The sequence below is a fragment of the Nonomuraea sp. NPDC003709 genome (genome assembly GCF_040610775.1).
Taxonomy (GTDB): domain Bacteria; phylum Actinomycetota; class Actinomycetes; order Streptosporangiales; family Streptosporangiaceae; genus Nonomuraea; species Nonomuraea angiospora_A.
Genome location: NZ_JBEXMW010000008.1, coordinates 436422 through 457700 on the forward strand (window position 1 = coordinate 436422; position 21279 = coordinate 457700).

Sequence of the window (21279 nt, forward strand, 5' to 3'; positions counted from 1 at the left end):
GGCCCCACTAGACTCTTTTCCGCTCAAGCCCTGGATACGGAGCTCACTCTTGTCTGACTACGACCCCGTCGAGGTGACACCGTTGCATGCCGACGAGGTGTCCCGCATGGAGGCCGACGCCATCGCGGCGATCAAGGCGGCCGACAGCCTCGACGCACTCAAGCAGGCCCGGCTGGCGCACGCGGGTGACCGCTCGCCCATCGCCCTGGCCAACCGCGAGATCGGCGCCCTGCCGCCCGCCGCCCGCGCCGAGGCCGGCAAGCGCGTCGGCACCGCCCGTAGGGCGATCAACGAAGCGCTCGCCGCCCGCCAGGCCGAGCTCGAGGCCGAGCGCGACGCGCGGGTGCTCGTCGAGGAGACCGTCGACGTCACCCTGCCGTGGGACCGGCGGCCGCGCGGCGCCCGCCACCCGCTGACCACGCTGCAGGAGCGCATCGCCGACGCGTTCGTCGCCATGGGCTACGAAGTGGCCGAGGGCCCCGAGCTCGAAGGCGAGTGGTTCAACTTCGACGCGCTCAACATCGCCAAGGACCACCCGGCCCGCTCGGAGCACGACACGTTCTACGTGGCAGCGCCGGGTCACGCCGACTCCGGCATGGTGCTGCGCACGCAGACCTCGCCGGTGCAGATCCGCGCGCTGCTCCAGCGCGACCTGCCGGTCTACGTGATCTCGCCTGGCAAGACGTTCCGCACCGACGAGCTCGACGCCACCCACACCCCGGTCTTCCACCAGACCGAGGGGCTGGCCGTGGACGAGGGCCTGACGATGGCCCACCTCAAGGGCACGCTCGACCGGTTCGCGGAGGTGATGTTCGGCAAGGGCATCACGACCCGCTTCCGGCCCAACTACTTCCCGTTCACCGAGCCGTCCGCCGAGATGGACCTCAAGTGTTTCGTCTGCCGCGGCAGCTCGGCGATCCCCGGCAACCCGCCCTGCCGCACCTGCAAGTCGGAGGGCTGGATCGAGTGGGGCGGCTGCGGCATGGTCAACCCGCGCGTGCTCATCGCCTGCGGGGTCGATCCGTCGCGGTACTCCGGGTTCGCGTTCGGCATGGGCATCGAGCGGACGCTGATGTTCCGCCACAACGCCGAGGACATGCGTGACATGGTCGAGGGAGACGTGCGCTTCACGCTCCCGTTCGGAATGGAGATCTGATGAAGGTCCCGCTTTCCTGGCTGCGGGAGTATGTCGATCTCCCGGCGGTCACCGCCCACGAGGTGGCCGACAAGCTCACGGCCGCCGGGCTCAAGCTCGAGTCGATCAGCTCGCACGGCCACGACGTCAAGAACGTCGTCGTCGGCGAGGTGCTCGTGATCGAGGAGCTGTCCGGCTTCAAGAAGCCGATCCGGCACTGCAAGGTCGAGACCGGTGAGGCGACGCCGCGCGAGATCGTCTGCGGCGCCACCAACTTCGTCGCCGGCGACCGCGTGCCCGTCGTGCTGCCCGGGGGCGTACTGCCCGGCGGGTTCGAGGTCGGGGCGCGCAAGACGTACGGGCGCATGTCGGAGGGCATGATCTGCTCCGAGCGCGAGCTCGGGCTGAGCGACGACCACGGCGGCATCATGGTGCTGCCGGCCGACACTCCGATCGGCACCGACGTGGTCGAGCTGCTCGGCCTGCGCGACGACGTGATCGAGCTGGAGATCACGCCCGACATCGGCTACGCGCTGTCGATCAGGGGCGTGGCCCGCGAGGTGGCGACCGGGTTCGGGGTGGCGTTCCGCGACCCCGCCGACGTCGAGCTGCCCACCGAGACCGGTACGGCGTGGCCGGCGTCGATCGCCGACCCGACCGCGTGCGACAGGTTCGTGCTGCGCGAGGTCACCGGCTTCGACCCTGCCGCCCAGAGCCCGCTCTGGATGCGGATCCGCCTCACGCGCGCCGGCATGCGGTCCGTGTCGCTGGCCGTCGACATCACCAACTACCTGATGCTGGAGCTCGGGCAGCCGCTGCATGCCTTCGACCGCGGCAAGCTGCGCGGCGAGATCGTCGTGCGCCGCGCCGTCGCGGGCGAGCGGCTCGAGACGCTCGACCACGTCGTACGCGAGCTCGACCCCGACGACATCCTGATCACCGACCAGTCGGGGCCGATCTCGATGGCCGGCACCATGGGCGGGCTGGAGACCGAGATCTCCGACGGCTCCACCGACATCGTCATCGAGGCCGCCCACTTCTCCGCGACCGGCATCTCGCGCGAGTCGCGCAGGAACGGGCTGGTGTCGGAGTCGTCCAAGCGGTTCGAACGCGGCGTCGACCGGGAGCTGCCCCTCGTCGCCTCGTGGCGGGCCGTGCAACTGCTGGCCGAGCTGGGCGGCGCGAGCATCCAGCCCGGGGTCACGCACGCCGAGGTCGAGGTGTCGCCCGCGCGCATCGCGATCCCGTCGAGCTATCCGGGCACCGTGGCCGGCGTCCCCTACTCCAAGGAGACCGTCGTCTCCCGGCTGCAGCAGGTCGGCTGCGTCGTGGTCGACGGCGACGACCCGGCCGTGCGCCAGGGCGGCGTCGACCCGACCGGGGTCGTGACCGGCGGCGCCCTGGCGGCCAAGCTGGCCGTCACCGGCGACGACATGATCACGGTGACGCCGCCGTCGTGGCGTCCCGACCTCACCGACCCCAACGACCTGGCCGAAGAGGTCATCCGGCTGGAGGGCTACGAGAGCCTGCCGTCGGTGCTGCCCTCCGCCCCCGCCGGGGCCGGGCTCACCGAGGGCCAGCGGCTGCGCCGCCGGGCCGGCCGGGCGCTGGCCGAGGGCGGCTACGTCGAGGTGCTCAGCTACCCGTTCATCAGCCCCGACGACTTCGACCGGCTGCTGCTGCCCGCCGACGACGCGCGCCGCCGTGCCATGCGGCTGGCCAACCCGATGTCGGAGGACGAGCCGCTGATGCGCACGACGCTGCTGCCGGGTCTGCTCAAGACCCTGGTACGCAACGCCGGGCGCGGGTTCTCGGACGTGGCGCTGTTCGAGATGGGGCCGGTCTACCGGCCGCGCGAGGGCGCTCCCGAGGTGGCGCCGGCGCTCGGGGTCGAGCGCCGGCCGACCGCCGAGGAGCTGGCCTCGATCGAGGCGGCGCTGCCCGACCAGCCGGTACGGGTCGCGGTGGTGCTGGCCGGCGAGTTCGAGCGGTCCGGCTGGTGGGGCAGCGGTCGCACCGCCTCCTGGGCCGACGCGGTGCAGGCCGCGCGGCTGGTCGCGGGCGAGGCGCGGCTGGAGCTGTCCATCAGCGCCGACCAGCACGAGCCCTGGCACCCCGGCCGGTGCGCCGCCCTCTACGTGGGCGACACGCTGGTGGGGCACGCCGGCGAGCTGCACCCGCGCGTCATCGAGGCGTACGGGCTGCCGCCGCGCACCTCGGCCATGGAGCTGGAGCTGTCACGCCTGGAGTCCGCCATGCCGGGTCCCGTTCAGACGCCGTCGGTGTCGGCCTACCCGGTGGCCACGCAGGACGTCGCGCTGATCGTGCCCGACTTCACGCCGGTGGCCGACGTGGAGGCCGCCCTGCGCGACGGGGCCGGCGAGCTGCTGGAGTCGATCCGGCTGTTCGACGTCTATGCGGGGGAGCAGGTGGGCGAGGGGAACAAGTCGCTCGCCTACACGATGCGCTTCCGCGCCGCGGACCGGACGCTGACGGTGGAGGAGACCACGGCGGCGCGCGACGCGGCGGTGGCCATGGCGACCGACCGCGTGGGCGCCCAGCTCCGTAGCTCCTGAGCCGGGAAGGGGCCGGTACGGCGGAACGCCGCCGTTTCGGCCCCTATCGCGTTCTGCTCTTGCACAGCTTGGTGAGGTCGATGTCGATGTCGAAGGGGACCGGGATCTTCAGCCTGTCGTAGTGGACGCCCGTGGTGACGTAGACCTCTGTGACGGGATCGAGTGAGTAGACGTGGACGACCGGCTTGCCGTTGATCTCCTCGATCAGCCAGAAATGAGGGATCCCCGCCTCGGCGTAGAGGACGGGCTTGCGTTTTCTGTCGCGCTCCTCTGAGTCGGGTGAGACCACTTCAACAGCAAGGACCACGTCCTCGGCCTGGAAACACGTGACGTCAGGGCCGATCAGGGCGTCGGGCCCCAGGACGAAGAGGTCAGGCTCTGGACGCTGCCGGGGGGCTAGCTTGACGCTCATCCTCTGGACGACTTCGTGCTCGGTCGGCACGAGACCCTCCAGCTCGACATGCAGCCGGTGGATGACCAGCTGATGGAAGCGTCGTTGCGGACTTGCGAAGACCAGGCTTCCATCGATCAACTCTGTGTGTGCGGGCAAATCCGGAATGTGATCGAGGTCTTCTGCTACGAAGCCTTCCGGCGGCGGGACGACCCACTCGGGAAGCGATGTTGAAGGCGGCATTATGAGCATCACTCGCAAGGTGGGAGGAGGAAGATGAAGCATCTGCTGGTGTTCGCCGAGCGGGATGACGCTGAGGAGGTCGCGGAGACGCTCGGGGAGTGGTTTCCGGCGCTCGGGGTGCCGCGGGTGGTGCGGGAGACGCTGGCCGGGGAGGACGACGCCGAGGACGCGCAGTGGCTGGTCGTCGTCGAAGGGGTGGACGAGGGGGCGCTGGCCAGGGTGGATGAGCTGGTGGAGCGCTATGAGGGGTGGCGCGAGGCGGGCTGAGGGCGCTCAGAGCCGGTCGATCTCGGTGAGGTCGATGGCCAGATCGAAGGGGGCGGTCACTTTGACGCACTCGCGGTGGATGCCGGTGGGGACATAGGAGCGGGTGGCGGGATCCAGTTCGTAGGCATAGACCACGGGCTTGTCCGGGTTCTTCTCGACTCGCCAGAAGTATTGGATCGCGGCTTCGGCGTAGAGTTGCGGTTTGCGGTGACGGTCGCGGACCTCGGACGCGGGAGTGACTACCTCTATCGCGAGAACCACATCTTGCGCCTGGTAGAAGGTCTCGTCGTCGTCGCGCACGGCCTGGGTCTTGATCACGATGAGGTCGGGCTCCGGGCGCTGGCTGGGGCCGAGAATGATGCTCATCTCGCGTCGCACCCGGAAGTTTTCTGGGGTGGCTTGGCGTAGGGCGGCGACGAGCAGGTCGACCATTAGTGCGTGGAAGGATCCTTGGGGCCTCACGAAGACCAAGCTTCCATCAATCAACTCTGTGTGCGCGGGCAAATCCGAAATGTGATCGAGGTCTTCCGCGATGAAGCCCCCTGGTGGAGGAAACACCCAGTCGGGCAGCGAGGGATGCCTCATCGCTTCGGTCGTCATGGCCCAACGCTAGCAATCTGACGCGCTCACGCTGTGTGAATGCACAAATACGCAACATGGGCGTTCGTCGGGCGCGAACGGGTGGGGGAGAGTGGCCGTATGCGTATCGCCGTGTTGTCCGACATTCATGGAGTGTTGCCCGCGCTCGAGGCCGTGCTGGCCGAGCCCGAGGTGGCCGGGGCCGATGTGATCGCCTTGACCGGGGACATGGCCGCCGGGCCGATGCCGGTGCAGACGCTGGACGTGCTCGTCTCGCTCGGGGAGCGGGCGTTGTGGGTCAACGGGAACGCCGACAGGGAGCTGGTGGAGGCGGTGCGCGGGAAGGCCAGCCCCTATCCCGTGTCCCAGTGGGCGGCCGAGCAGCTGCGGGAGGATCAGGTCGAACTGCTGGCCGGGTTGCCCGATCGGCAGGTGGTCGAGCTGGGGCGGCTGGGGACCACGTTGTTCGTGCACGCGACGCCGCGCAGTGACGAGGAGATGATCCTCGTGGACAGCTCGCTGGAGCGGTGGGCCGAGGTGCTGGCCGGGGAGGGCGCCGGCACCGTGGTGCTGGGCAACACGCACATGCCCTTCGTACGGCTGGCCGATCGGGTGCTGGTCGTGAACCCCGGGTCGGTCGGCATGCCGTACGGGCGGAGCGGGGCGCATTGGGCGCTGCTGGACGGCGACACCGGCGCCGTGACCCTGCGCCGGACCCCGCTCGACGCCGCCCTGGTGGGGGAGCGGCTGGTGCGGGAGAGCGGGTTCGGCGGGATCGAGGAGTGGGTGGCCGACTACGTGACGAACGTCCACTCCGACGCCGAGGCGCTGCGGGTGTTCGCCAAGGCGGAAAACCGGTGATCTAGACGGCGGCCTCCCTGCGGAGCTTCTCCGCCAGGGCGTGGTCGTCGGTCCTGGCGTCGTACGTGCGGAACGCAGGCAGCGCGGCGGCCAGGCCGAGCACGGCGCCCACGCACAGCAGGCCGCCCGCGCCGAGGGAGAAGCGGGTGCCGCCGAAGTTGGCCATCAGGCTGGCGCGGGCGTTGCCCAGCATCGGGCCGGACGCGTACGACAGGAGCTCGATCCCGGCCAGCCGCCCGCGCAGCTCCGGCGGGATCGTCTGGTTCCACATCGTCATGCGGAAGATGCCGCTGATCATGTCGGCGGCGCCCGCGAAGGCGAGGCAGACGAACAGCATCCAGACGTTGGGGGCCAGCGCCGACGCGGCGATCGCCACGCCCCAGAGGGCGGCCGCGATGATCACGCCCAGGCCCTGGCGGTGTACGCGGGCGGCCCAGCCGCCGGTGATCGAGGCGGCCAGCGCGCCCACCGCCCCCGCCGAGTACAGCAGCCCCAGCGCCTGCGGGGAGTGCAGCTCGTCGGCCAGGAACGGGAAGAGCGACGTCCCCATCGCGAACACCATGGCCGCGATGTCCACCAGGTACGTGCCCATCAGGTCGGGGCGGCGCACCGCGTACCGCATGCCCTCGGCCAGCGACTCCAGCGACGCGGGGGCGGCGTCCTCGGCCGGCGGCAGCGACCTGATCCGCCACAGCAGCGCCATCGACACCACGAAGCTCAGCGTGTCGATGCCGTACGCCGCCGCCGGGCCGAGGGCGGTCACCAGCAGGCCGCCCAGCGCCGGGGCGACGATGGCGCCGAAGTTCCAGCGCATGCTTGACAGCACCGCCGCCGCGCCCTGCTGCTCGTGCTTGACCACCTGCTGGAACACGGCCTCCAGGCTGGGACGCTGCAGGCAGGCGATGCCCGTGGAGACGGCGCCCATCACGTACAGGACCCAGACCTGGGGGTTGGGGAGCATCGCGTTGACCGTGAGCGCGCCCGTGGTGACCAGGAGGCCCAGCTCGCTCAGGACGATGATCTTGCGGCGGTCGAGCGCGTCGGCGATCGCCCCACCCCACAGGCCGCACACCACCATCGGGACGAACTCCGCCAGGCTCACCAGGCCGACCGCCAGGTAGGAGCCCGTCAGCTCCTTCATCTGGTACGGCACCGCGACCATGGTGATGAACGTGCCGAACATCGTGATGACGCCGGAGGCGAAGAGGAGGCGGTAGTCGCGGGAGTCGCGCAGAGGGCTCAGGTCGATGGTGAAGTGACGCAGGAGGCGCTTCAGTCCGGTGGGCAGCACGAGCGTCAATTTTCCGGCTCGGGTGATGATCGGGGCAAATCGTTTTCGGCGGGCGGGGGCTGGTTTTGGTGTGTGGGAGGGGGCGGGCATGCGGAAGGCTCCCGCGAGGAGCGGGAGCCTTCGGTGAGAGAGGGGGAGGGTCAGGCGGCGGGGACCTTGTCGAGGAAGCCGAGGACCGTGCGGATCCGCCCGTCTTCGGCCAGCTCCACCACGTCGAACCCGACCGCGACCGCCTCCCCGCCCTCCGGGCCCAGGTGCCAGGTGAAGCGGGCGATGTGGTGGTGGGCGTCGTACACCTCGCCCGGGGTGAACACCAGGCCGGGGAACATGCCCTGGGCGCCCGCGATCATCGCGGCGATCGCGTCGTGGCCCTTCACGTCGGCCAGGGGGTCGGTGTACGTGCCGTCCTCGGTCCACAGCTCGGCCACGGCCTTGGCGCGGGCGTCGGCGTCGGTCTCGTTCCAGGCGGCGACGTAGCGCTCGATGAGGTTCATGATGGTCATTCCTTCTTTTTTGTCAGTTGTTGCGGGTCTTGCGGAGGCCGACGATCTGGAGTTCGGCGAACACGCCGACCACCAGCGCCTGGGCGATGGTCCAGATGGCGCCGATCGTGGTGAGATCGGCGGCGCCGGTGACGACGGCGGCGATGCTGCCGAGGGTCCAGACGATGTTCAGGGCGATCACGGCCCTGGTGGCGGCGGGGCTGATGGCGCGGCGGGTGGCGAGGAGGCCGACGGCGGCGCCGTACACCAGCAGGAAGACGCCGATGCCGCGCAGCAGGGCCGCGCCGGGGCCGAGCAGGTCGCTCACGGGGCCGGCGAAGGCGAGGTAGACCAGCCCGTTGCCGCCGGTGACGACGGCGTCGGCGGCCAGCGCGAGGCGCAGGAACTTCATCCGGTCGGCGGTGATGGTCAGGGCGGTGCTCATGTCTCGGGCTCCCTTGGTGGCGGTTTTTCGCGACACCTGAAAGATGTCAGCCGCCACGTAGGGGGCGCGATTACCCGCCACGTAAAGGGGACGGTCGGAAGCCCGTTCCACCTGCGGTAACGCTCATATTGTGACGGTGGTCACGCGAAAGCCTCCCGGCGAAAGCAAGGTGCCGGGAGGCCGGAAAGAGCGGGGTTACGCGCCCAGGATCTCCCTGCGCAGGTGGGTCTTGAGGATCTTGCCGCCGGGGTTGCGGGGCAGCTCGCCCTCCCGGAACCAGATGTGCGCCGGGATCTTGAACTTGGCGATCCGCTCCTTGAGGAACGACTGGAGGTCCTCGGTGGCGACCGAGGTGCCGGGCGCCAGACGGATGACCGCGCCGACCTCCTCCCCGAGCTCCTCGTGCGGCACCCCGATCACGGCGGCGTCGTCGACCGCCGGGTGCTCGAACAGGGCCGCTTCCACCTCGGCGCAGTAGACGTTCTCACCGCCCCTGATCACCATGTCCTTGGCCCGGTCCACGATGTAGACGAAGCCCTCTTCGTCGATCTTGGCCAGGTCTCCGGTGTGCAGCCAGCCGTGCACGAACGTCTCCGCCGTCGCCTCCGGCTTGTTCCAGTAGCCCAGGATGACGTTCGGGCCGCGTACGCACAGCTCGCCCACCTCGCCGGGCGGCAGCTCGGCGCCCATGGGGTCGACCACGCGCACGTCCACGACGGGCGAGGGCAGGCCGATGCTGTCGGGCTTGGCCTGGTAGTCGGCGCCGCCGTTGCCGATGGCCAGGGCGGTCGTCTCGGTCATGCCGTAGCCGTTGGAGGGGGCGCGGTTGGGGAGGTTGTGGGTGATGCGCTCCAGGAGCTTGGGCGGGGCGGGGGCGCCGCCGTACCCGAGGGTGGTCAGGGACGACAGGTCGTACTTGCCGAAGTCGGGGTGGGACATGAGCTGCCAGGCGTTCGTGGGCACGCCGATCATGGCGGTTACGCGCTCCCGCTCGATCAGCCGCAGCGCCTGCTCGGGGTCCCACTTGTACATGAGCACGAGGCCGCCGCCGGCGAACATCGTGGTGGTCAGGGCGGAGAAGCAGCCTGTGACGTGGAACAGGGGGACGGTCAGGAGCGTGACCCGGCGGGTGCCGGCCGCGGCCGCGACGTCCTTGCCCGCCATGGCCACCGCCCGCATGAGGCCGAAGGCGACGGTCATGGGGGACTGGCCCAGGTTGCGGTGGCTGCCCAGCGCTCCCTTGGGGCTGCCGGTCGTGCCGGAGGTGTAGAAGATCGTGGCGGGGTCTTCGGGGGCCAGTTCGACGGCGGGGAGCGTGACGTCGGCGGCGACCTTGCCCAGCACGTCGTCGAAGCCGCGCGCGCCCTCCGGGACCTCGCCCCGGGTGACGATCAGGGGGACGCCCGTCGCGGCGAGCCGGGCGGCGCGCTCGCCGTCCGCGATCAGCACCTTGGCTCCGGAGTCCCGCACGCCGTAGGCCAGCTCGGCCTCCGTCCACCAGGCATTGAGCGGTACGGCGACGGCCCCCGCCGCCAGCGCGGCCGACAGCGCGACGACCCATTCGGGGTAGTTGCGCATGGCCACGCCCACCCGGTCGCCCTTCCGCACCCCGTACTCCTCGACCAGGCGGTTGGCGAGGGTGGCCGCGCGGCGGAAATGGTCCTCGAACGTGATGTGCTCGTCCTCGTACACGAGGAAGACCTTCTCGCCGTGGAAGCGGCTCATCTCCAGCAGCGCGCGGAAGTGGGTGGGCGCGTGCTTCCAGGTGCGTATCCCGGTGTCGCCGATCTCCTCGATCTCGAACAGCTGACCGGGTCCGGTGAGCTGGGCCACGACCTGGGCGTGCGAAAGGGACATACACCGAACTCCCGGCTAGTGGACGATTGTTCTGGATAAATCACAGTACCGACCGGTAGGTACGTTGCGCTAGCTCGCCGGGAACGGGCTCAGCCGAGGCCGATGGGGGACAGTTGCTGGATGTCGTACCGGGTCCGCAGCTCGATGACGGCGGCCTGGTCGGGCGGCCCCGGGCGGGACAGCAGTTCGCCCAGCTCACGCAGGTAGTGCTCATGGCCCGCCGGGGTGACGATGAAGAGCATCCGGGTGGGCGTGGCGCCGGGGTTGGCGAAGGCGTGGGGGCAGCCCGCGGGCACGTACATGAGGCTGCCGGGGCCGCCGCGCACCGTCCGGGCGCCGCCCTCCGACTCCCACGTCTGCCAGGGCTCGCCGGTGATCTCCCGCGGCTGGAAGGCCAGCAGGTCCAGCTCGCCGTCGAGGATGTAGAACAGCTCCTCGGCGTGGTGGTGGAAATGGGCGCCGACGTCGAAGCCCGGTGCGATCGTGTTCTCGAACGCCGACCAGGTCTTCGAGTGCTCCGCCCCGACCTTCAGCGTCATCCCCATGGACCCAAGCGACTGCCCGGCGCCGGGGGGTAAGACGAGCCCGTCTGCCATTGGTCTGCCCTTCTATGAGGGTGATTGCTACCAATGTTCCTGAGGGGCCCGGCGGGAGCAAGGCTCATGAAAGTTTCATTTCTTTTCCGATAGTTTCTAGCTTTCAACTGCTGGTTTAGTGGCCGCACGAGGTCGGCATTGACCCTGATCCAGCATGTCAATACCGTCTTCGATGCGATCTACCAGGATCGAAAGCTTTCGGAGGTAGATGTCCGTGCATTCGTCCTCGCCCGTCAGAGTCCTCCTCGCCCTCGTGGGGATGCTCACAGCCTTCCTCCTGCCGGCCGGCCCGGCCCACGCCTCCGCGCCCTTACGCACCCACGCGGCGGCCAAGGGCAAGTTCATCGGGGCGGCGCTCGCGACCAGCCCGCTCGCCAACGAGAACGCCTACCGCAACATCGCCGCCACCGAGTTCAGCCAGGTCACCGCCGAGAACGCGATGAAGTGGGACTCGACCGAGCCCAGCCAGGGCCAGTTCAACTTCTCCGGCGCCGACGCCATCGTCAACTTCGCCACCCAGAACAACCAGCAGGTCCACGGCCACACGCTCGTCTGGCACAACCAGACCCCGGGCTGGGTGCAGGGCCTGAGCGCCACCGCCATGCGCAGCGCCATGCAGAACCACATCAGCCAGGTCGTCGGCCACTACGCCAGCAACCCGACCGTCGTCTCCTGGGACGTGGTCAACGAGGTCTTCGACGACAGCGGCAACCTGCGCACGTCGTTCTGGTACAACACGCTGGGCCAGAGCTACATCGCCGACGCCTTCCGGGCCGCCCGCGCCGCCGACCCCGACGCCCGGCTGTGCATCAACGACTACAACACCGAGGGGATCAACGCCAAGAGCACCGCGATCTACAACCTGGTCTCGTCGCTGCGCCAGCAGGGCGTGCCCGTCGACTGCGTCGGCTTCCAGACGCACCTCGCGATCCAGTACGGCTTCCCGAACGACTTCCAGCAGAACCTCCAGCGCTTCGCCGCCCTCGGCGTCCAGGTCCGCATCACCGAGCTGGACGTGCGCATGGTGATGCCCAGGGACGCCACCAAGGACGCCACGCAGGCCACCTACTACCGCAACGTCGTCAACGCCTGCCTGGCCGTGACCGCCTGCGCCGGCGTGACGATCTGGGGCTTCACCGACAAGTACTCGTGGGTGCCCGACACGTTCTCCGGGCAGGGCGCGGCCCTGATCTACGACGAGAGCTACCAGCAGAAGCCGTCGTACACCGCCGTGCACGACGCGCTGGCCGGCGGCACGACCACCGACCCCACCCCGCCGACCACGCCGGGCACGCCCTCGGCGGGCAATGTCACCTCGAACTCGGCCTCGCTCACCTGGACCGCCTCGACTGACAGCGGCGGGAGCGGGCTCGCCGGGTACGACGTCTACCGCGAGCAGGGCGCGACCGACCAGCTCCTGGGCCAGTCCACGACCAACTCGATCTCGCTCACCGGGCTCAGCCCCTCGACCCAGTACCAGGTGTACGTCCGGGCCCGTGACGGGGCCGGGAACGTCTCGGCGAACTCCGCCCTGGGCGCCTTCACCACCACGGCCGGCCCCGGCGGCGGTGGCTGCACGGCCGCCGGGACCGTGCAGACCCAGTGGGCCACCGGGTACGTCGTCCAGCCCGTGACCGTCACCAACACCGGGACCTCCGCCATCACGGGCTGGACCGTCACCTTCACCCTGCCCGCCGGGCACACGCTGACCGGCTCGTGGAACGCGACCCTCACCGTCAGCGGGCAGACCGTCACCGCCAAGAACCTCGCCTACAACGGAAACCTGGCCCCGAACGCCAGTACCACCTTCGGTTTCCAGGTCAGCCGGCCGAGCGGCAACACGCAGACACCCTCCGGCTACACCTGCGCATAGGCCCGATCTCCCGGGCCTTCACGACCTGCCGGTTTTCTGACCGGCAGGTCGTGGCGCGCCTGTGGACTGAAATTTACTTTCACACTCGGAGAACCACGTGAAGCCTACTTGCAGATTGGGAGACCCTCATGCACCGTGGAACCAAGATTAAGAAAGGAGGGACGGTGCAGGTCAGGGGCCCGATTTGGGGGGGAGGTGAAACCTGCGATGTGCGATCCATCGGGCTTTGGGACCACGATCGTGCAAGAGCTCGGACGCATAGTCCGGGATGCGATCAAGTCAACACCCCGGACCGTACGGTTTCTCGTCATACTTGCCGCCGTTGTCATAGCGATCGGCGCTACCACAGCCATGATCGACTAAACGGCCGCCGCATGTAGTGGCATACATGCGAACTGAGGTCAGGCTAACGTGGGGCAGGTCAAACGGCGACCTTCCCCACGTGATGCCTTGTGAAACTCAAGGATCCAGCGTGATCCCCTCACGCCTGAGGTCCTCGACGATGCCGTCCACCAGGCGTGTCGCGACCGTCCGGCGCAGCCGCCCCTCCTCCCGCAGCTCCCGTACGGCGGGCACCGGGTCGGGGTCGGCGAACAGGCGCTCGTCGGAGTAGTCCACCGGCCGGCCGGTCGGATCGACGGTCCACCAGGAGGCCTCGAGCGCGATCCCGTTCGGGTCGCTGAAGTAGATGGACCGCAGGAAGCCGTGGTCGATGACGTCGGTGACCTCGCAGCCGTGCGCCTTGAGCCGGTCGCGCAGCCGGTTGAGCGCGTCCTCGTCCGGCAGGTGCAGCGACAGGTGGTCGAACTGCGCCGCCTTGGGGTAGGGCACGCCGGCGGGCTTGGCGAAGCTGTCGAGCGGCTGGTCGGTGTACTCGAAGAAGGCGACGGTGTTACCCGGCGCCACCTCGAAGAAGTAGTGCCTGAACGCGGGGATGGCAAGGGTGGTGACGAGGCGGGCGTCGAGCACGCCGTGCCAGAATCGCACGGTGGCGTCCATGTCCGCGGTCACCAGGGCGAGGTGGTGCACGCCGCGCCAGTGCACGGTGTCCGGGGTCGCAGCCATGCGTCAACCGTACGCCTTTCAACTACCTCTGGTAAGCCGTCAGCCCTTCACCGAGCCGGCGAAGCTGAAGGAACTGGCCAGGTATTTGTTGACGGCCACGTAGAGGACCACCGCCGGCGCCGTGTAGAGGATCGAGAAGGCGGCCAGCTGGCCGTAGGCCACCTGCCCGTACTGGGAGAAGAACGTGTAGACGGTGACCGCCGCCGGCTGTTTCTCCGGGGTGTCCAGCAGGACGAAGGGGGCGAAGAAGTTCCCCCACTGGCCGACGAAGACGAAGATGGCGACCACGGCTATCCCCGGGGCCATCAGCGGGCCCACCACCGTCGTCAGCGAGCGGAGCCAGCCGGCCCCGTCCACCCAGGCGGCCTCCTCCAGGTTCACCGGCACGCCGTCCATGAAGTTCTTCATCATCCAGATCGAGAACGGCAGCGAGCTCGCCGTCAGGAACAGCACCATGGCGGGCACGGAGCCGTACAGGTTGAAGCGGAAGAACATCGCGTAGACCGGCACGAGGATCGCCGTCACCGGCAGGCCCGTGGTGAACAGGAGGCTCAGCATGAAGTGGCGGCGGTAGCGGAGCTGGTAGCGCGACAGCGGGTACGCGGCCAGCCCCGCCACCAGGACCGTCAGCACCGCCGTGGAGCCCGAGATGACGATCGAGTTGATCAGGGGCAGGATGATCGTGTCCCAGGTCAGGACGGCCTTGAAGTTGTCCAGCGAGAAGGAGAGCGTCGGCTTGGCGGCCAGGCTCGCCTCGGACTGGACGGAGGCGAGCAGGACCCAGAGGAACGGGCCCAGGAAGGCCAGCGTGATCAGCGCCAGGGAGAGCAGGGCGGCGGCGCGGCCGGCGAGCCTCGTCATGCGTCCTCCACCTTGATCAGGCGCAGGTAGACCAGCGAGAACAGCGCGCCGATCACCAGCATGACCAGCGCGATCGCCGAGCCGTAGCCGATCTCGAAGTAGCGGAACGCCTGCTCGTACATGTACAGCGGCGTCGTCTGGCTGGCCGTGCCCGGGCCGCCACCCGTCAGGGCGTAGATGAGGCCGAAGCTGGCCAGGGTCTGCAGCGTGATCAGCATGAGGTTGGCCATGATGGAGCGGCGGATCAGCGGCAGCGTGATGTGCAGGAGCCGGCGGCCGGGGCCCGCGCCGTCCACGGCGGCGGCCTCCACCAGGTCGGCGGGCACCTCGGAGAGCGCGGCCGAGTAGACGAGCATGGAGAAGGCCGTGCCGCGCCAGATGTTCGCCAGGATCACCGCCAGCATCGGGGCCGTGTAGAGCCACTCCTGGGAGAGGCCCAGGACCCTGTTGAGGGTGCCCTCCTCGGCCAGGAACGAGAACCAGCAGGCCGCGGCCACGACCTCCGGCACCACCCAGGCGGCGATCACCACGCCGTTGACGACGCTGCGGGTCACCCGGCCGCGGCCGCGCTGGAGGAGCGCGATGATCAGGCCGAGGGTGTTCTGGCCGATGACCGCCGAGCCGATGACGAAGACGAACGTCAGGAGGAACGAGTTCAGGAAGTTCGGGTCGCCGAAGAGCTTGACGAAGTTGGCCACGCCGACGAACCGCGAGTGAACCGAGGCCGAGCCCGTCAACGTCTCGTTGGTGAAGGCTATGTAGACGCTCCACAGGATCGGCCCCGCCAGGAAGAGCGCGAGCAGGACCAGGGCGGGGCCCAGGGGCAGGAGCCAGCGCATGGCGTTCCGCCGTGACGAGCCGCGTACCGGGCGGCTCGTCACGGGCGGAGGTGGGGCGGTGGCGATCGTCATCGCGACATGACCTTGTCGGGTCCGCCGACCGCGGCCGGGAGCGCCTTGGCGTAGTTCGCGGTGGCCTCCTCAGGGGTCCGCGAGCCGGTCACGACCGCCTCCATGGCCTCCTGGACCTGGGTGGACACCTTCGGGTACACCTCGTACGCGGGCCGGTAGTGGGTGACGGAGGCCAGGTCGGTCCAGAACTTGACGCTCGGGTTGTCGGCGCTGTACTTCGGGTCGGCGGCCACGTCCTTGCGGGCGGCCAGGTCACCCGTGCCGACCGAGTACGCCATCGAGTTCTCCTTGTTCGTGGCCGTGGTGATGAAGTCGAACGCCTCCTGCTTGTGCTTGGTGTACGCGCTCATCGCCATGACCCAGCCGCCCGACATGCTGACCGCGCCCGGCGCCCCGCCGTTCTGCGTCGGCATGGGCGTCCAGCCGATCTTCTCCGTCCACTCGGGCCATGGCTTGGTCCCGGTGGGCCTCCAGGCCGAACTCGCCCAGGCCCCGTCGAGGGAGATGCCGAGCTTGGCCTCGGGGAACCACTCCATGGTCACCTTGTCGCCGAGCTTGGCGTTGTGGGCGTCGGCCTGCTTCGGGCCCAGCTCCTCCCGGAAGACGGTGTTGACGAAGGTCAGGGCGTCGGTGAAGTTCTTGCCGCCGGCCACCCACTTCTTCTGCGCGTCGTCGTACAGGGTGCCGCCCGGCGTGCCGTACAGGAGCATCTCGAAGCCCTGCATGGTCGCCGCCTCGCCGTGGATCTTGGTGGCGTACATGCTGAACGGGACGACGCCGGGCAGCTTCTGCTTGATCGTGCGGGCCGCCGTGAGCACGTCGTTCCAGGTCTTCGGCTCCCACGGGACCGGCAGGCCGGCCTTGGCGAAGACGTCCTTCTGGTACCAGAGGCCGCGCGTGTCCGTGCTGATCGGCACGCCGTAGATCTTGCCGTCGCCACCCTTGGCGGCCTGCTTGACCGAGTCGGGGAACTGGGTGCTCCAGTCGGGCCACTTGGCCAGGTAGTCGTCGAGCGGGGCCAGCTTGCCGGCGGCGACGTCCGCGTTGACCTGGAACGTGTCGTGGTAGTAGAGGTCCGGGGCCGAGTCGGGGGAGCGGTTGAGCAGCGCCAGCTTCGTGTAGTACGCCTCGTTGTTGCCCTGGACGGCCGTGAGCTTGATCTTGACGCCCGGGTGGGCGGACTCGTACTGCTGCTTCGCGGCGGCGAGCATCTTCTCCAGGTACGGCCACGTCGTCTCGACCTTGTAGAGGACCTCGAGTTCCTTGGCGCCTGAGGTGTTCTGCGGGGTGCCGCCGCCGCACCCGGCGACGGCGGTCAGGAGAAGGAAGAGAGAACCGGCCAGCGTACGTTTCATCACGCGCTCCCCGTGTTTCCTTGGGTTTGCGGAGAACGTAAATCTATTTGATTTACTAAGTCAACACTCTGTGGTGACATGGCTCACATGCGACTGGGCACGAACCTGCCCAAGGTGGGGAGCTACAACCGGGCCGTGGTCCTGGAGGCGATCCAGGCGTCCGACGGCATCAGCAGGGTGCAGATCGCCGCCCGCACCCGGCTGACCGCGCAGACCGTGTCCGTGATCGTGCGCCGGCTGCTGGAGGAGGGGCTCGTCGTCGAGGACGGGTCGGTGCCGTCGGGCGGGGGCAAGCCGCGCACGATCCTGCGGGTTGACCCGGACGCCGGCTACGCGATCGGGGTGCACTTCGACCCCGAGGAGATCTCGTGCGTGCTGGCCGATCTGGCCGGGCGGCCGGTCGAGCGGCTGCGCCGGCCCGTACGGCCCGGCCTGGAGCCCGAGGCGGTGATCCGGCAGATGGCCAGGGCCGCGCGGCGGATCCTGCGGGAGGCGGGGGTGGCGGACGGCAAGGTACTCGGGGTGGGGCTGGCCTGTCCGGGGCCGCTGGACGGGGACGGGGTGATGGTCTCGCCGCCCAGGCTGCCCGCGTGGGACCAGGTGCCGATCAAGGCGCTGCTGCACGAGCACACGCGGTTCCCGGTGACCGTGGACAACGACGCCACCGCCGCGGCGATCGGGGAGCGGTGGGCCGGGATCGCGCGGACCACGCCGAGCTTCGCCTACCTGTACCTGGGGACGGGCATCGGTGGCGGGATATTTCTGGATAACCAGGTATATCGTGGGCGGTCGCTGAACGCGGCCGAGTTCGGGCACATCACGCTCGAGCCCGACGGGCCCGAGTGCTACTGCGGCAACCGCGGCTGCGTGGAGGCGGTCTGCTGCCCGAGCGCCATCGAGGCCGCCATGGGCGGGCGCGTCTCCCACAAGGCCGTCTGCGCGGCCGCCGCCAAGGGGGAGCCCGAGGCGCGGCGGGTGATCGAACGGGTGGCGGAGCGGCTGGCCGACGCCGCCGTGAGCGTGGTGAACATGCTGGACATCGACCTGCTCGTACTCGGCGGGCCCGCGCTCAGGGAGGTGGGGGAGCTCTACCGCGAGGTCATCGCGCGGGCCGTGTCGACCAGGACGCTGGCCAGGCGGCTGCACGCCGTCCGCGTGGAGACCTCGCCGATCGCGGCCGACGCCGCCGCGATCGGCGCGGCCTCACTGGTCTTCCACGCCACGTACGCGCCCCGCCTGGGCGCCCTCCTCAGCGACTAGGCCCGCTTCAACCGGAGCGTGACCAGCTCGAACGGGCGCAGCGACATCGACAGCCCCTGCCCCGGCGCGCCCGTGGGGCGCTCCAGCAGGTCGGTGGCGACGACCTCGGCGACGGGGAAGCCCGGCGTCAGCGTGGCGCGGGCCCGGCCGCCCCTCGACTCGTGGAAGCGTACGATCACGTCGCCGCTCCCGTCGTCGGCCAGCTTGACGGCGGTCACCACGACGGCGTCGTCGTCCACCGTGACCAGCGGCTCCACCTCCGCCGCCGCGCCGGCCACCAGGCGCTCGGGCAGGTTGACGAAGTAGCCCTCGCGCACCGCGTCGCCGATCGTCGCACCCGGCACCAGCGCGTGCCGGAAGCGGTGCACGCCCTGGTCGGTCTCCGGGTCGGGGAAGCGCGGGGCCCGCAGCAGCGAGACGCGCACGGTGGTGGTCGTGCCCGAGTCCGGGCGGACGGCCCGGGTGACGTCGTGGCCGTACGTCGAGTCGTTGACCAGCGCGACGCCCCAGCCCGGCTCCTCCACGTGCACGAAGCGGTGGTTGCACGCCTCGAACTTGGCCGCCTCCCAGCTCGTGTTGGTGTGCGTGGCGCGGTAGGCGTGGCCGTACTGGCTCTCGGAGGCGTACCGGTCGGCGCGCACGTCCAGCGGGAACGCCAGCTTGAGGAACTTCTCCGTCTCGTGCCAGTCGACCTCGGTGAGGATGTCGAGCCGCCCGCCGGCCAGCGTGAGCACCTGCGTCACCGTGGAGGACCCGAACGAGCGCCGGACCCGGACCCCGTCGCCGTCGAGGCTCACCTCGTCGGCGTCCACGAGGTCGGTGACCGTGTTGCGGTAGAACTCGTCCACGTCCCAGGCATCCCACTTGTTGGGGAAGTCGGGGTGGAGCTGGAGGAGGTTCGCCGCCTGGCCGGGCGGGACGGTCTCCCGGCCCGCTGTCAGATCGCGGGCGGACACGACCAGGCCGCGGGCGTCGATCTCCACCCTGAGCAGGTCGTTCTCCAGGACGAAACCGCCGCCGTCGCGCTCGCGCGTCTCCGTCCACCGCGCGCCGGAGACGGCCCGGGCGCCTCCGGCCGGCACGCCGTGGCGGGTGTGCGGGGCGCCGTTGAAGACCACCCCGCGCTCGCCGTCGCCGGCCAGGGCGCGCTGCGCGGTGTCGATGATCTCGTTCAGCTCCGCGGCCACCGCCTCGTACGTCCGGCGCGCCTCCCGGTGCACCCACGCGATCGACGAGCCCGGCAGGATGTCGTGGAACTGGTGCAGCAGCACCGTCTTCCAGATCCGGTCGAGCCGCTCGTACGGGTACGAGGCCCCGGCGCGCACGGCCGCGGTCGCCGCCCACAGCTCGGCCTCCCGCAGCAGCGACTCGCTGCGCCGGTTGCCCTGCTTGGTCTTGGCCTGGCTGGTGAGCGTGGCGCGGTGCAGCTCGAGGTAGAGCTCGCCCACCCAGACCGGCGGGTTCGGATACTCGGCCTCGGCCTTGGCGAAGAAGTGGGCGGGCGGCTCCCACGTGACGGCGGGCGAGCCCTCCAGGTCGCGCACCCTGGCCGCCTTGGCGACCATCTCGCGCGTCGTGCCGCCGCCCCCGTCGCCCCACCCCGTCGGCGCGAGCGAGTGCCGCGCGACGCCCTTGTCCTTGAAGTTGCGGGCCGCGTGTGCCAGCTCGCGGCCGGTCATCGAGCAGTTGTAGGTGTCCACCGGCGGGAAGTGCGTGAAGATCCGCGTCCCGTCGATGCCCTCCCACAGGAACGTGTGGTGCGGGAACGTGTTCGTCTGGCTCCACGAGATCTTCTGCGTGAGCAGCCGCTTCGACCCGGCCGCCTTGATGATCTGCGGCAGCCCCGCCGCGAACCCGAACGTGTCCGGCAGCCACACCTCCTCGTTGTCGATGCCGAACTCGTCGATGAAGAACCGCTTGCCGTGCACGAACTGCCGGGCCATCGCCTCGGAGCCGGGCATGTTCGTGTCGGACTCCACCCACATGCCGCCCGTCGGGACGAACCGGCCCGCGGCCACCGCCTTGGTCACCTTCGCCCACACCTCGGGGCGGTGCTCCTTGATCCACGCCCACTGCTGCGCCTGCGACATGGCGAAGACGAAGTCCGGCTCGTCCTCCAGCAGGGCGGTCATGTTCGAGGCGGTGCGGGCCACCTTGCGCACGGTCTCGCGCAGCGGCCACAGCCAGGCCGAGTCGATGTGCGCGTGGCCGACGGCGCTGATCCGGTGCGCCGAGGGCACCGCCGGGGACGACAGCACGCCGGTCAGCTCGGCCCGGGCGGCGGCCGCCGTGCCGTTGACGTCCTGGAGATCGACGGCGTCCAGCGCCCGCTCCAGGGCCCGCAGCAGCTCCCAGCGGCGGGTGCCGTCGGCGGGCAGCTCCAGCATCAGCTCGCCGAGCACCTCCAGGTCCATCACGAGCTGCCACACGGTCTCGTCGAAGACGGCCAGGTCCATGCGGGCCAGCCGGTACAGCGGGTCGCCGCCGGCCGTCTCCCTGTCGCCCAGGTGCGTCGGCCGGAAGGGCGGGTAGCCGAGGATGACGGGGTTGGAGGCGGCCTCGACGTGCAGGCGCACCCGCTCGCCGCCCTCGACGGGGGAGCCGATGCGTACCCACTGGTTGCGGGGGTTGAGGCCCTTCACCGGGGAGCCGTCGGGGCGGTAGACCAGGCCCTCGCTCTGGAAGCCCGGCATGTTCTCGTTGAAGCCCAGGTCGAGGATGGCCTCCACGGTCCTGCCCGCCCATTCGGCGGGCACCGTGCCGGTGACCGTGAACCAGCTCGTGCCCCAAGGAGCGCCCCACGCGGTGCCGGTCGCGATCGGCTCGGGCGTCGCCGCCAGCCCCTCCGCGACCGGTACGGGCTCGCCCGGCGCGTGCCAGACCGCCACCTCCAGCGGGACGGACTCGGGATACACGGCCGGGCGGATGCGCTCGTCCAGCACCCGCTGCAGGCGGGCCTCGACCAGGTTGCGGTCATCATGCATGTCAGGCGGCTCCCCACGGAAAGGCGACAGATCAGCCTTTAGCACGTTAAGCAACTTGATCGCGCCCGGCAATGCACGAACCCCATCACCTCAGCGCGGGCCGCCGCACGCCGTTGCGGCGTGGCCGGGCTTCCTCGATCTCTCCCCTCTCCATAAGACCCCGGCCGGGGATCCCTTGGGTGCGCCATCGGGTGGCGGCAGCGCGGGAGAACGGTGGCGGATTCCCGACAAGTCGGGATCTGGCCAC

General features: G+C 69.9%; 18 protein-coding genes. 6 read left to right on the forward strand and 12 right to left on the reverse strand.

Annotated features, from left to right (window positions below; all coding sequences use genetic code 11):
• Nucleotides 1-106 precede the first annotated feature (106 nt).
• Nucleotides 107-1156, forward strand: a complete 1050-nt coding sequence (gene pheS / locus ABZX61_RS26380; protein ID WP_355198588.1) for a phenylalanine--tRNA ligase subunit alpha — start codon at nt 107-109, stop codon at nt 1154-1156.
• Complete coding sequence (locus ABZX61_RS26385; RefSeq protein WP_355198479.1) at nt 1156-3711, forward strand: phenylalanine--tRNA ligase subunit beta; 2556 nt, start codon at nt 1156-1158, stop codon at nt 3709-3711. Before pheS ends, ABZX61_RS26385 begins: the two co-directional genes overlap by 1 nt.
• A gap of 43 nt (nt 3712-3754) precedes the next feature.
• Here the strand turns inward: ABZX61_RS26385 and ABZX61_RS26390 are convergent, their stop codons facing one another.
• Nucleotides 3755-4354, reverse strand: a complete 600-nt coding sequence (locus tag ABZX61_RS26390; protein ID WP_355198481.1) for a Uma2 family endonuclease — start codon at nt 4352-4354, stop codon at nt 3755-3757.
• Nucleotides 4355-4378: 24 nt separating this feature from the next.
• Between ABZX61_RS26390 and ABZX61_RS26395 the strand changes: the two genes are divergently transcribed.
• Complete coding sequence (locus ABZX61_RS26395) at nt 4379-4612, forward strand: hypothetical protein (RefSeq protein WP_355198483.1); 234 nt, start codon at nt 4379-4381, stop codon at nt 4610-4612.
• 6 nt (nt 4613-4618) lie between these two features.
• On the opposite strand, the gene ABZX61_RS26400 is transcribed toward ABZX61_RS26395, so the two are convergent.
• Nucleotides 4619-5212: a Uma2 family endonuclease gene (locus tag ABZX61_RS26400; protein WP_355198485.1), complete on the reverse strand. Its 594-nt coding sequence runs from the start codon at nt 5210-5212 to the stop codon at nt 4619-4621.
• 99 nt (nt 5213-5311) lie between these two features.
• Here ABZX61_RS26400 and ABZX61_RS26405 point away from each other — a divergent pair, with 99 nt between their 5' ends.
• A complete protein-coding gene (locus ABZX61_RS26405; protein WP_355198487.1) occupies nt 5312-6052 on the forward strand; it encodes a metallophosphoesterase family protein in 741 nt (246 codons plus the stop codon).
• A 1-nt stretch (nt 6053) separates the two neighbouring features.
• On the opposite strand, the gene ABZX61_RS26410 is transcribed toward ABZX61_RS26405, so the two are convergent.
• From ABZX61_RS26410 to ABZX61_RS26430, 5 genes are all read right to left on the reverse strand, one after another.
• Nucleotides 6054-7343 (reverse strand): MFS transporter, encoded by a 1290-nt coding sequence (locus tag ABZX61_RS26410; protein ID WP_355198489.1) that lies wholly within the window; start codon nt 7341-7343, stop codon nt 6054-6056.
• A gap of 140 nt (nt 7344-7483) precedes the next feature.
• On the reverse strand, nt 7484-7837 hold the full coding sequence (locus ABZX61_RS26415; protein WP_355198491.1) for a nuclear transport factor 2 family protein: 354 nt from the start codon (nt 7835-7837) through the stop codon (nt 7484-7486).
• Between the two features lie 22 nt (nt 7838-7859).
• The gene (locus ABZX61_RS26420; protein WP_350727203.1) at nt 7860-8270 is read right to left on the reverse strand and encodes a hypothetical protein; all 411 of its coding nucleotides are present in this window, start codon (nt 8268-8270) and stop codon (nt 7860-7862) included.
• A 195-nt stretch (nt 8271-8465) separates the two neighbouring features.
• Nucleotides 8466-10127, reverse strand: coding sequence for a class I adenylate-forming enzyme family protein (locus ABZX61_RS26425; protein ID WP_355198493.1), 1662 nt, complete (start codon nt 10125-10127; stop codon nt 8466-8468).
• Between the two features lie 89 nt (nt 10128-10216).
• Nucleotides 10217-10672 (reverse strand): cupin domain-containing protein, encoded by a 456-nt coding sequence (locus ABZX61_RS26430; RefSeq protein WP_355198495.1) that lies wholly within the window; start codon nt 10670-10672, stop codon nt 10217-10219.
• A 259-nt stretch (nt 10673-10931) separates the two neighbouring features.
• Here ABZX61_RS26430 and ABZX61_RS26435 point away from each other — a divergent pair, with 259 nt between their 5' ends.
• Entirely contained in the window at nt 10932-12596 is a 1665-nt protein-coding gene (locus ABZX61_RS26435; protein WP_355198497.1) for an endo-1,4-beta-xylanase, read from the forward strand.
• A 459-nt stretch (nt 12597-13055) separates the two neighbouring features.
• Here the strand turns inward: ABZX61_RS26435 and ABZX61_RS26440 are convergent, their stop codons facing one another.
• The 4 genes from ABZX61_RS26440 to ABZX61_RS26455 are packed head-to-tail and all read right to left on the reverse strand — an operon-like array spanning nt 13056 to nt 16788.
• Complete coding sequence (locus ABZX61_RS26440) at nt 13056-13661, reverse strand: VOC family protein (RefSeq protein ID WP_355198499.1); 606 nt, start codon at nt 13659-13661, stop codon at nt 13056-13058.
• 39 nt (nt 13662-13700) lie between these two features.
• Nucleotides 13701-14522, reverse strand: a complete 822-nt coding sequence (locus tag ABZX61_RS26445; RefSeq protein WP_350727208.1) for a carbohydrate ABC transporter permease — start codon at nt 14520-14522, stop codon at nt 13701-13703.
• A complete protein-coding gene (locus tag ABZX61_RS26450; protein WP_350727209.1) occupies nt 14519-15433 on the reverse strand; it encodes a sugar ABC transporter permease in 915 nt (304 codons plus the stop codon). Before ABZX61_RS26450 ends, ABZX61_RS26445 begins: the two co-directional genes overlap by 4 nt.
• On the reverse strand, nt 15430-16788 hold the full coding sequence (locus ABZX61_RS26455; RefSeq protein ID WP_355198501.1) for an extracellular solute-binding protein: 1359 nt from the start codon (nt 16786-16788) through the stop codon (nt 15430-15432). Before ABZX61_RS26455 ends, ABZX61_RS26450 begins: the two co-directional genes overlap by 4 nt.
• Before the next feature lie 78 nt (nt 16789-16866).
• On the opposite strand from ABZX61_RS26455, the gene ABZX61_RS26460 reads away from it, so the two are divergent.
• On the forward strand, nt 16867-18048 hold the full coding sequence (locus ABZX61_RS26460; RefSeq protein WP_355198503.1) for an ROK family transcriptional regulator: 1182 nt from the start codon (nt 16867-16869) through the stop codon (nt 18046-18048).
• On the opposite strand, the gene ABZX61_RS26465 is transcribed toward ABZX61_RS26460, so the two are convergent.
• Nucleotides 18045-21032, reverse strand: coding sequence for a glycoside hydrolase family 38 C-terminal domain-containing protein (locus tag ABZX61_RS26465; RefSeq protein WP_355198505.1), 2988 nt, complete (start codon nt 21030-21032; stop codon nt 18045-18047). The genes ABZX61_RS26460 and ABZX61_RS26465 overlap by 4 nt on opposite strands.
• Nucleotides 21033-21279 lie beyond the last annotated feature (247 nt).

What these genes read in the sequence shown, in the direction of transcription:
- ABZX61_RS26395 (WP_355198483.1), top strand. Translation starts at nt 4,379, where the DNA reads ATGAAGCATCTGCTGGTGTTCGCCGAGCGGGATGACGCTGAGGAGGTC.
- ABZX61_RS26415 (WP_355198491.1), bottom strand. Translation starts at nt 7,837, where the DNA reads ATGAACCTCATCGAGCGCTACGTCGCCGCCTGGAACGAGACCGACGCC.
- ABZX61_RS26455 (WP_355198501.1), bottom strand. Translation starts at nt 16,788, where the DNA reads ATGAAACGTACGCTGGCCGGTTCTCTCTTCCTTCTCCTGACCGCCGTC.
- ABZX61_RS26435 (WP_355198497.1), top strand. Translation starts at nt 10,932, where the DNA reads ATGTCCGTGCATTCGTCCTCGCCCGTCAGAGTCCTCCTCGCCCTCGTG.
- ABZX61_RS26390 (WP_355198481.1), bottom strand. Translation starts at nt 4,354, where the DNA reads ATGCTCATAATGCCGCCTTCAACATCGCTTCCCGAGTGGGTCGTCCCG.
- ABZX61_RS26465 (WP_355198505.1), bottom strand. Translation starts at nt 21,032, where the DNA reads ATGCATGATGACCGCAACCTGGTCGAGGCCCGCCTGCAGCGGGTGCTG.
- pheS (WP_355198588.1), top strand. Translation starts at nt 107, where the DNA reads ATGGAGGCCGACGCCATCGCGGCGATCAAGGCGGCCGACAGCCTCGAC.
- ABZX61_RS26405 (WP_355198487.1), top strand. Translation starts at nt 5,312, where the DNA reads ATGCGTATCGCCGTGTTGTCCGACATTCATGGAGTGTTGCCCGCGCTC.
- ABZX61_RS26460 (WP_355198503.1), top strand. Translation starts at nt 16,867, where the DNA reads ATGGCTCACATGCGACTGGGCACGAACCTGCCCAAGGTGGGGAGCTAC.
- ABZX61_RS26385 (WP_355198479.1), top strand. Translation starts at nt 1,156, where the DNA reads ATGAAGGTCCCGCTTTCCTGGCTGCGGGAGTATGTCGATCTCCCGGCG.
- ABZX61_RS26400 (WP_355198485.1), bottom strand. Translation starts at nt 5,212, where the DNA reads ATGACGACCGAAGCGATGAGGCATCCCTCGCTGCCCGACTGGGTGTTT.
- ABZX61_RS26440 (WP_355198499.1), bottom strand. Translation starts at nt 13,661, where the DNA reads ATGGCTGCGACCCCGGACACCGTGCACTGGCGCGGCGTGCACCACCTC.
- ABZX61_RS26450 (WP_350727209.1), bottom strand. Translation starts at nt 15,433, where the DNA reads ATGACGATCGCCACCGCCCCACCTCCGCCCGTGACGAGCCGCCCGGTA.
- ABZX61_RS26430 (WP_355198495.1), bottom strand. Translation starts at nt 10,672, where the DNA reads ATGGGGATGACGCTGAAGGTCGGGGCGGAGCACTCGAAGACCTGGTCG.
- ABZX61_RS26420 (WP_350727203.1), bottom strand. Translation starts at nt 8,270, where the DNA reads ATGAGCACCGCCCTGACCATCACCGCCGACCGGATGAAGTTCCTGCGC.
- ABZX61_RS26445 (WP_350727208.1), bottom strand. Translation starts at nt 14,522, where the DNA reads ATGACGAGGCTCGCCGGCCGCGCCGCCGCCCTGCTCTCCCTGGCGCTG.
- ABZX61_RS26425 (WP_355198493.1), bottom strand. Translation starts at nt 10,127, where the DNA reads ATGTCCCTTTCGCACGCCCAGGTCGTGGCCCAGCTCACCGGACCCGGT.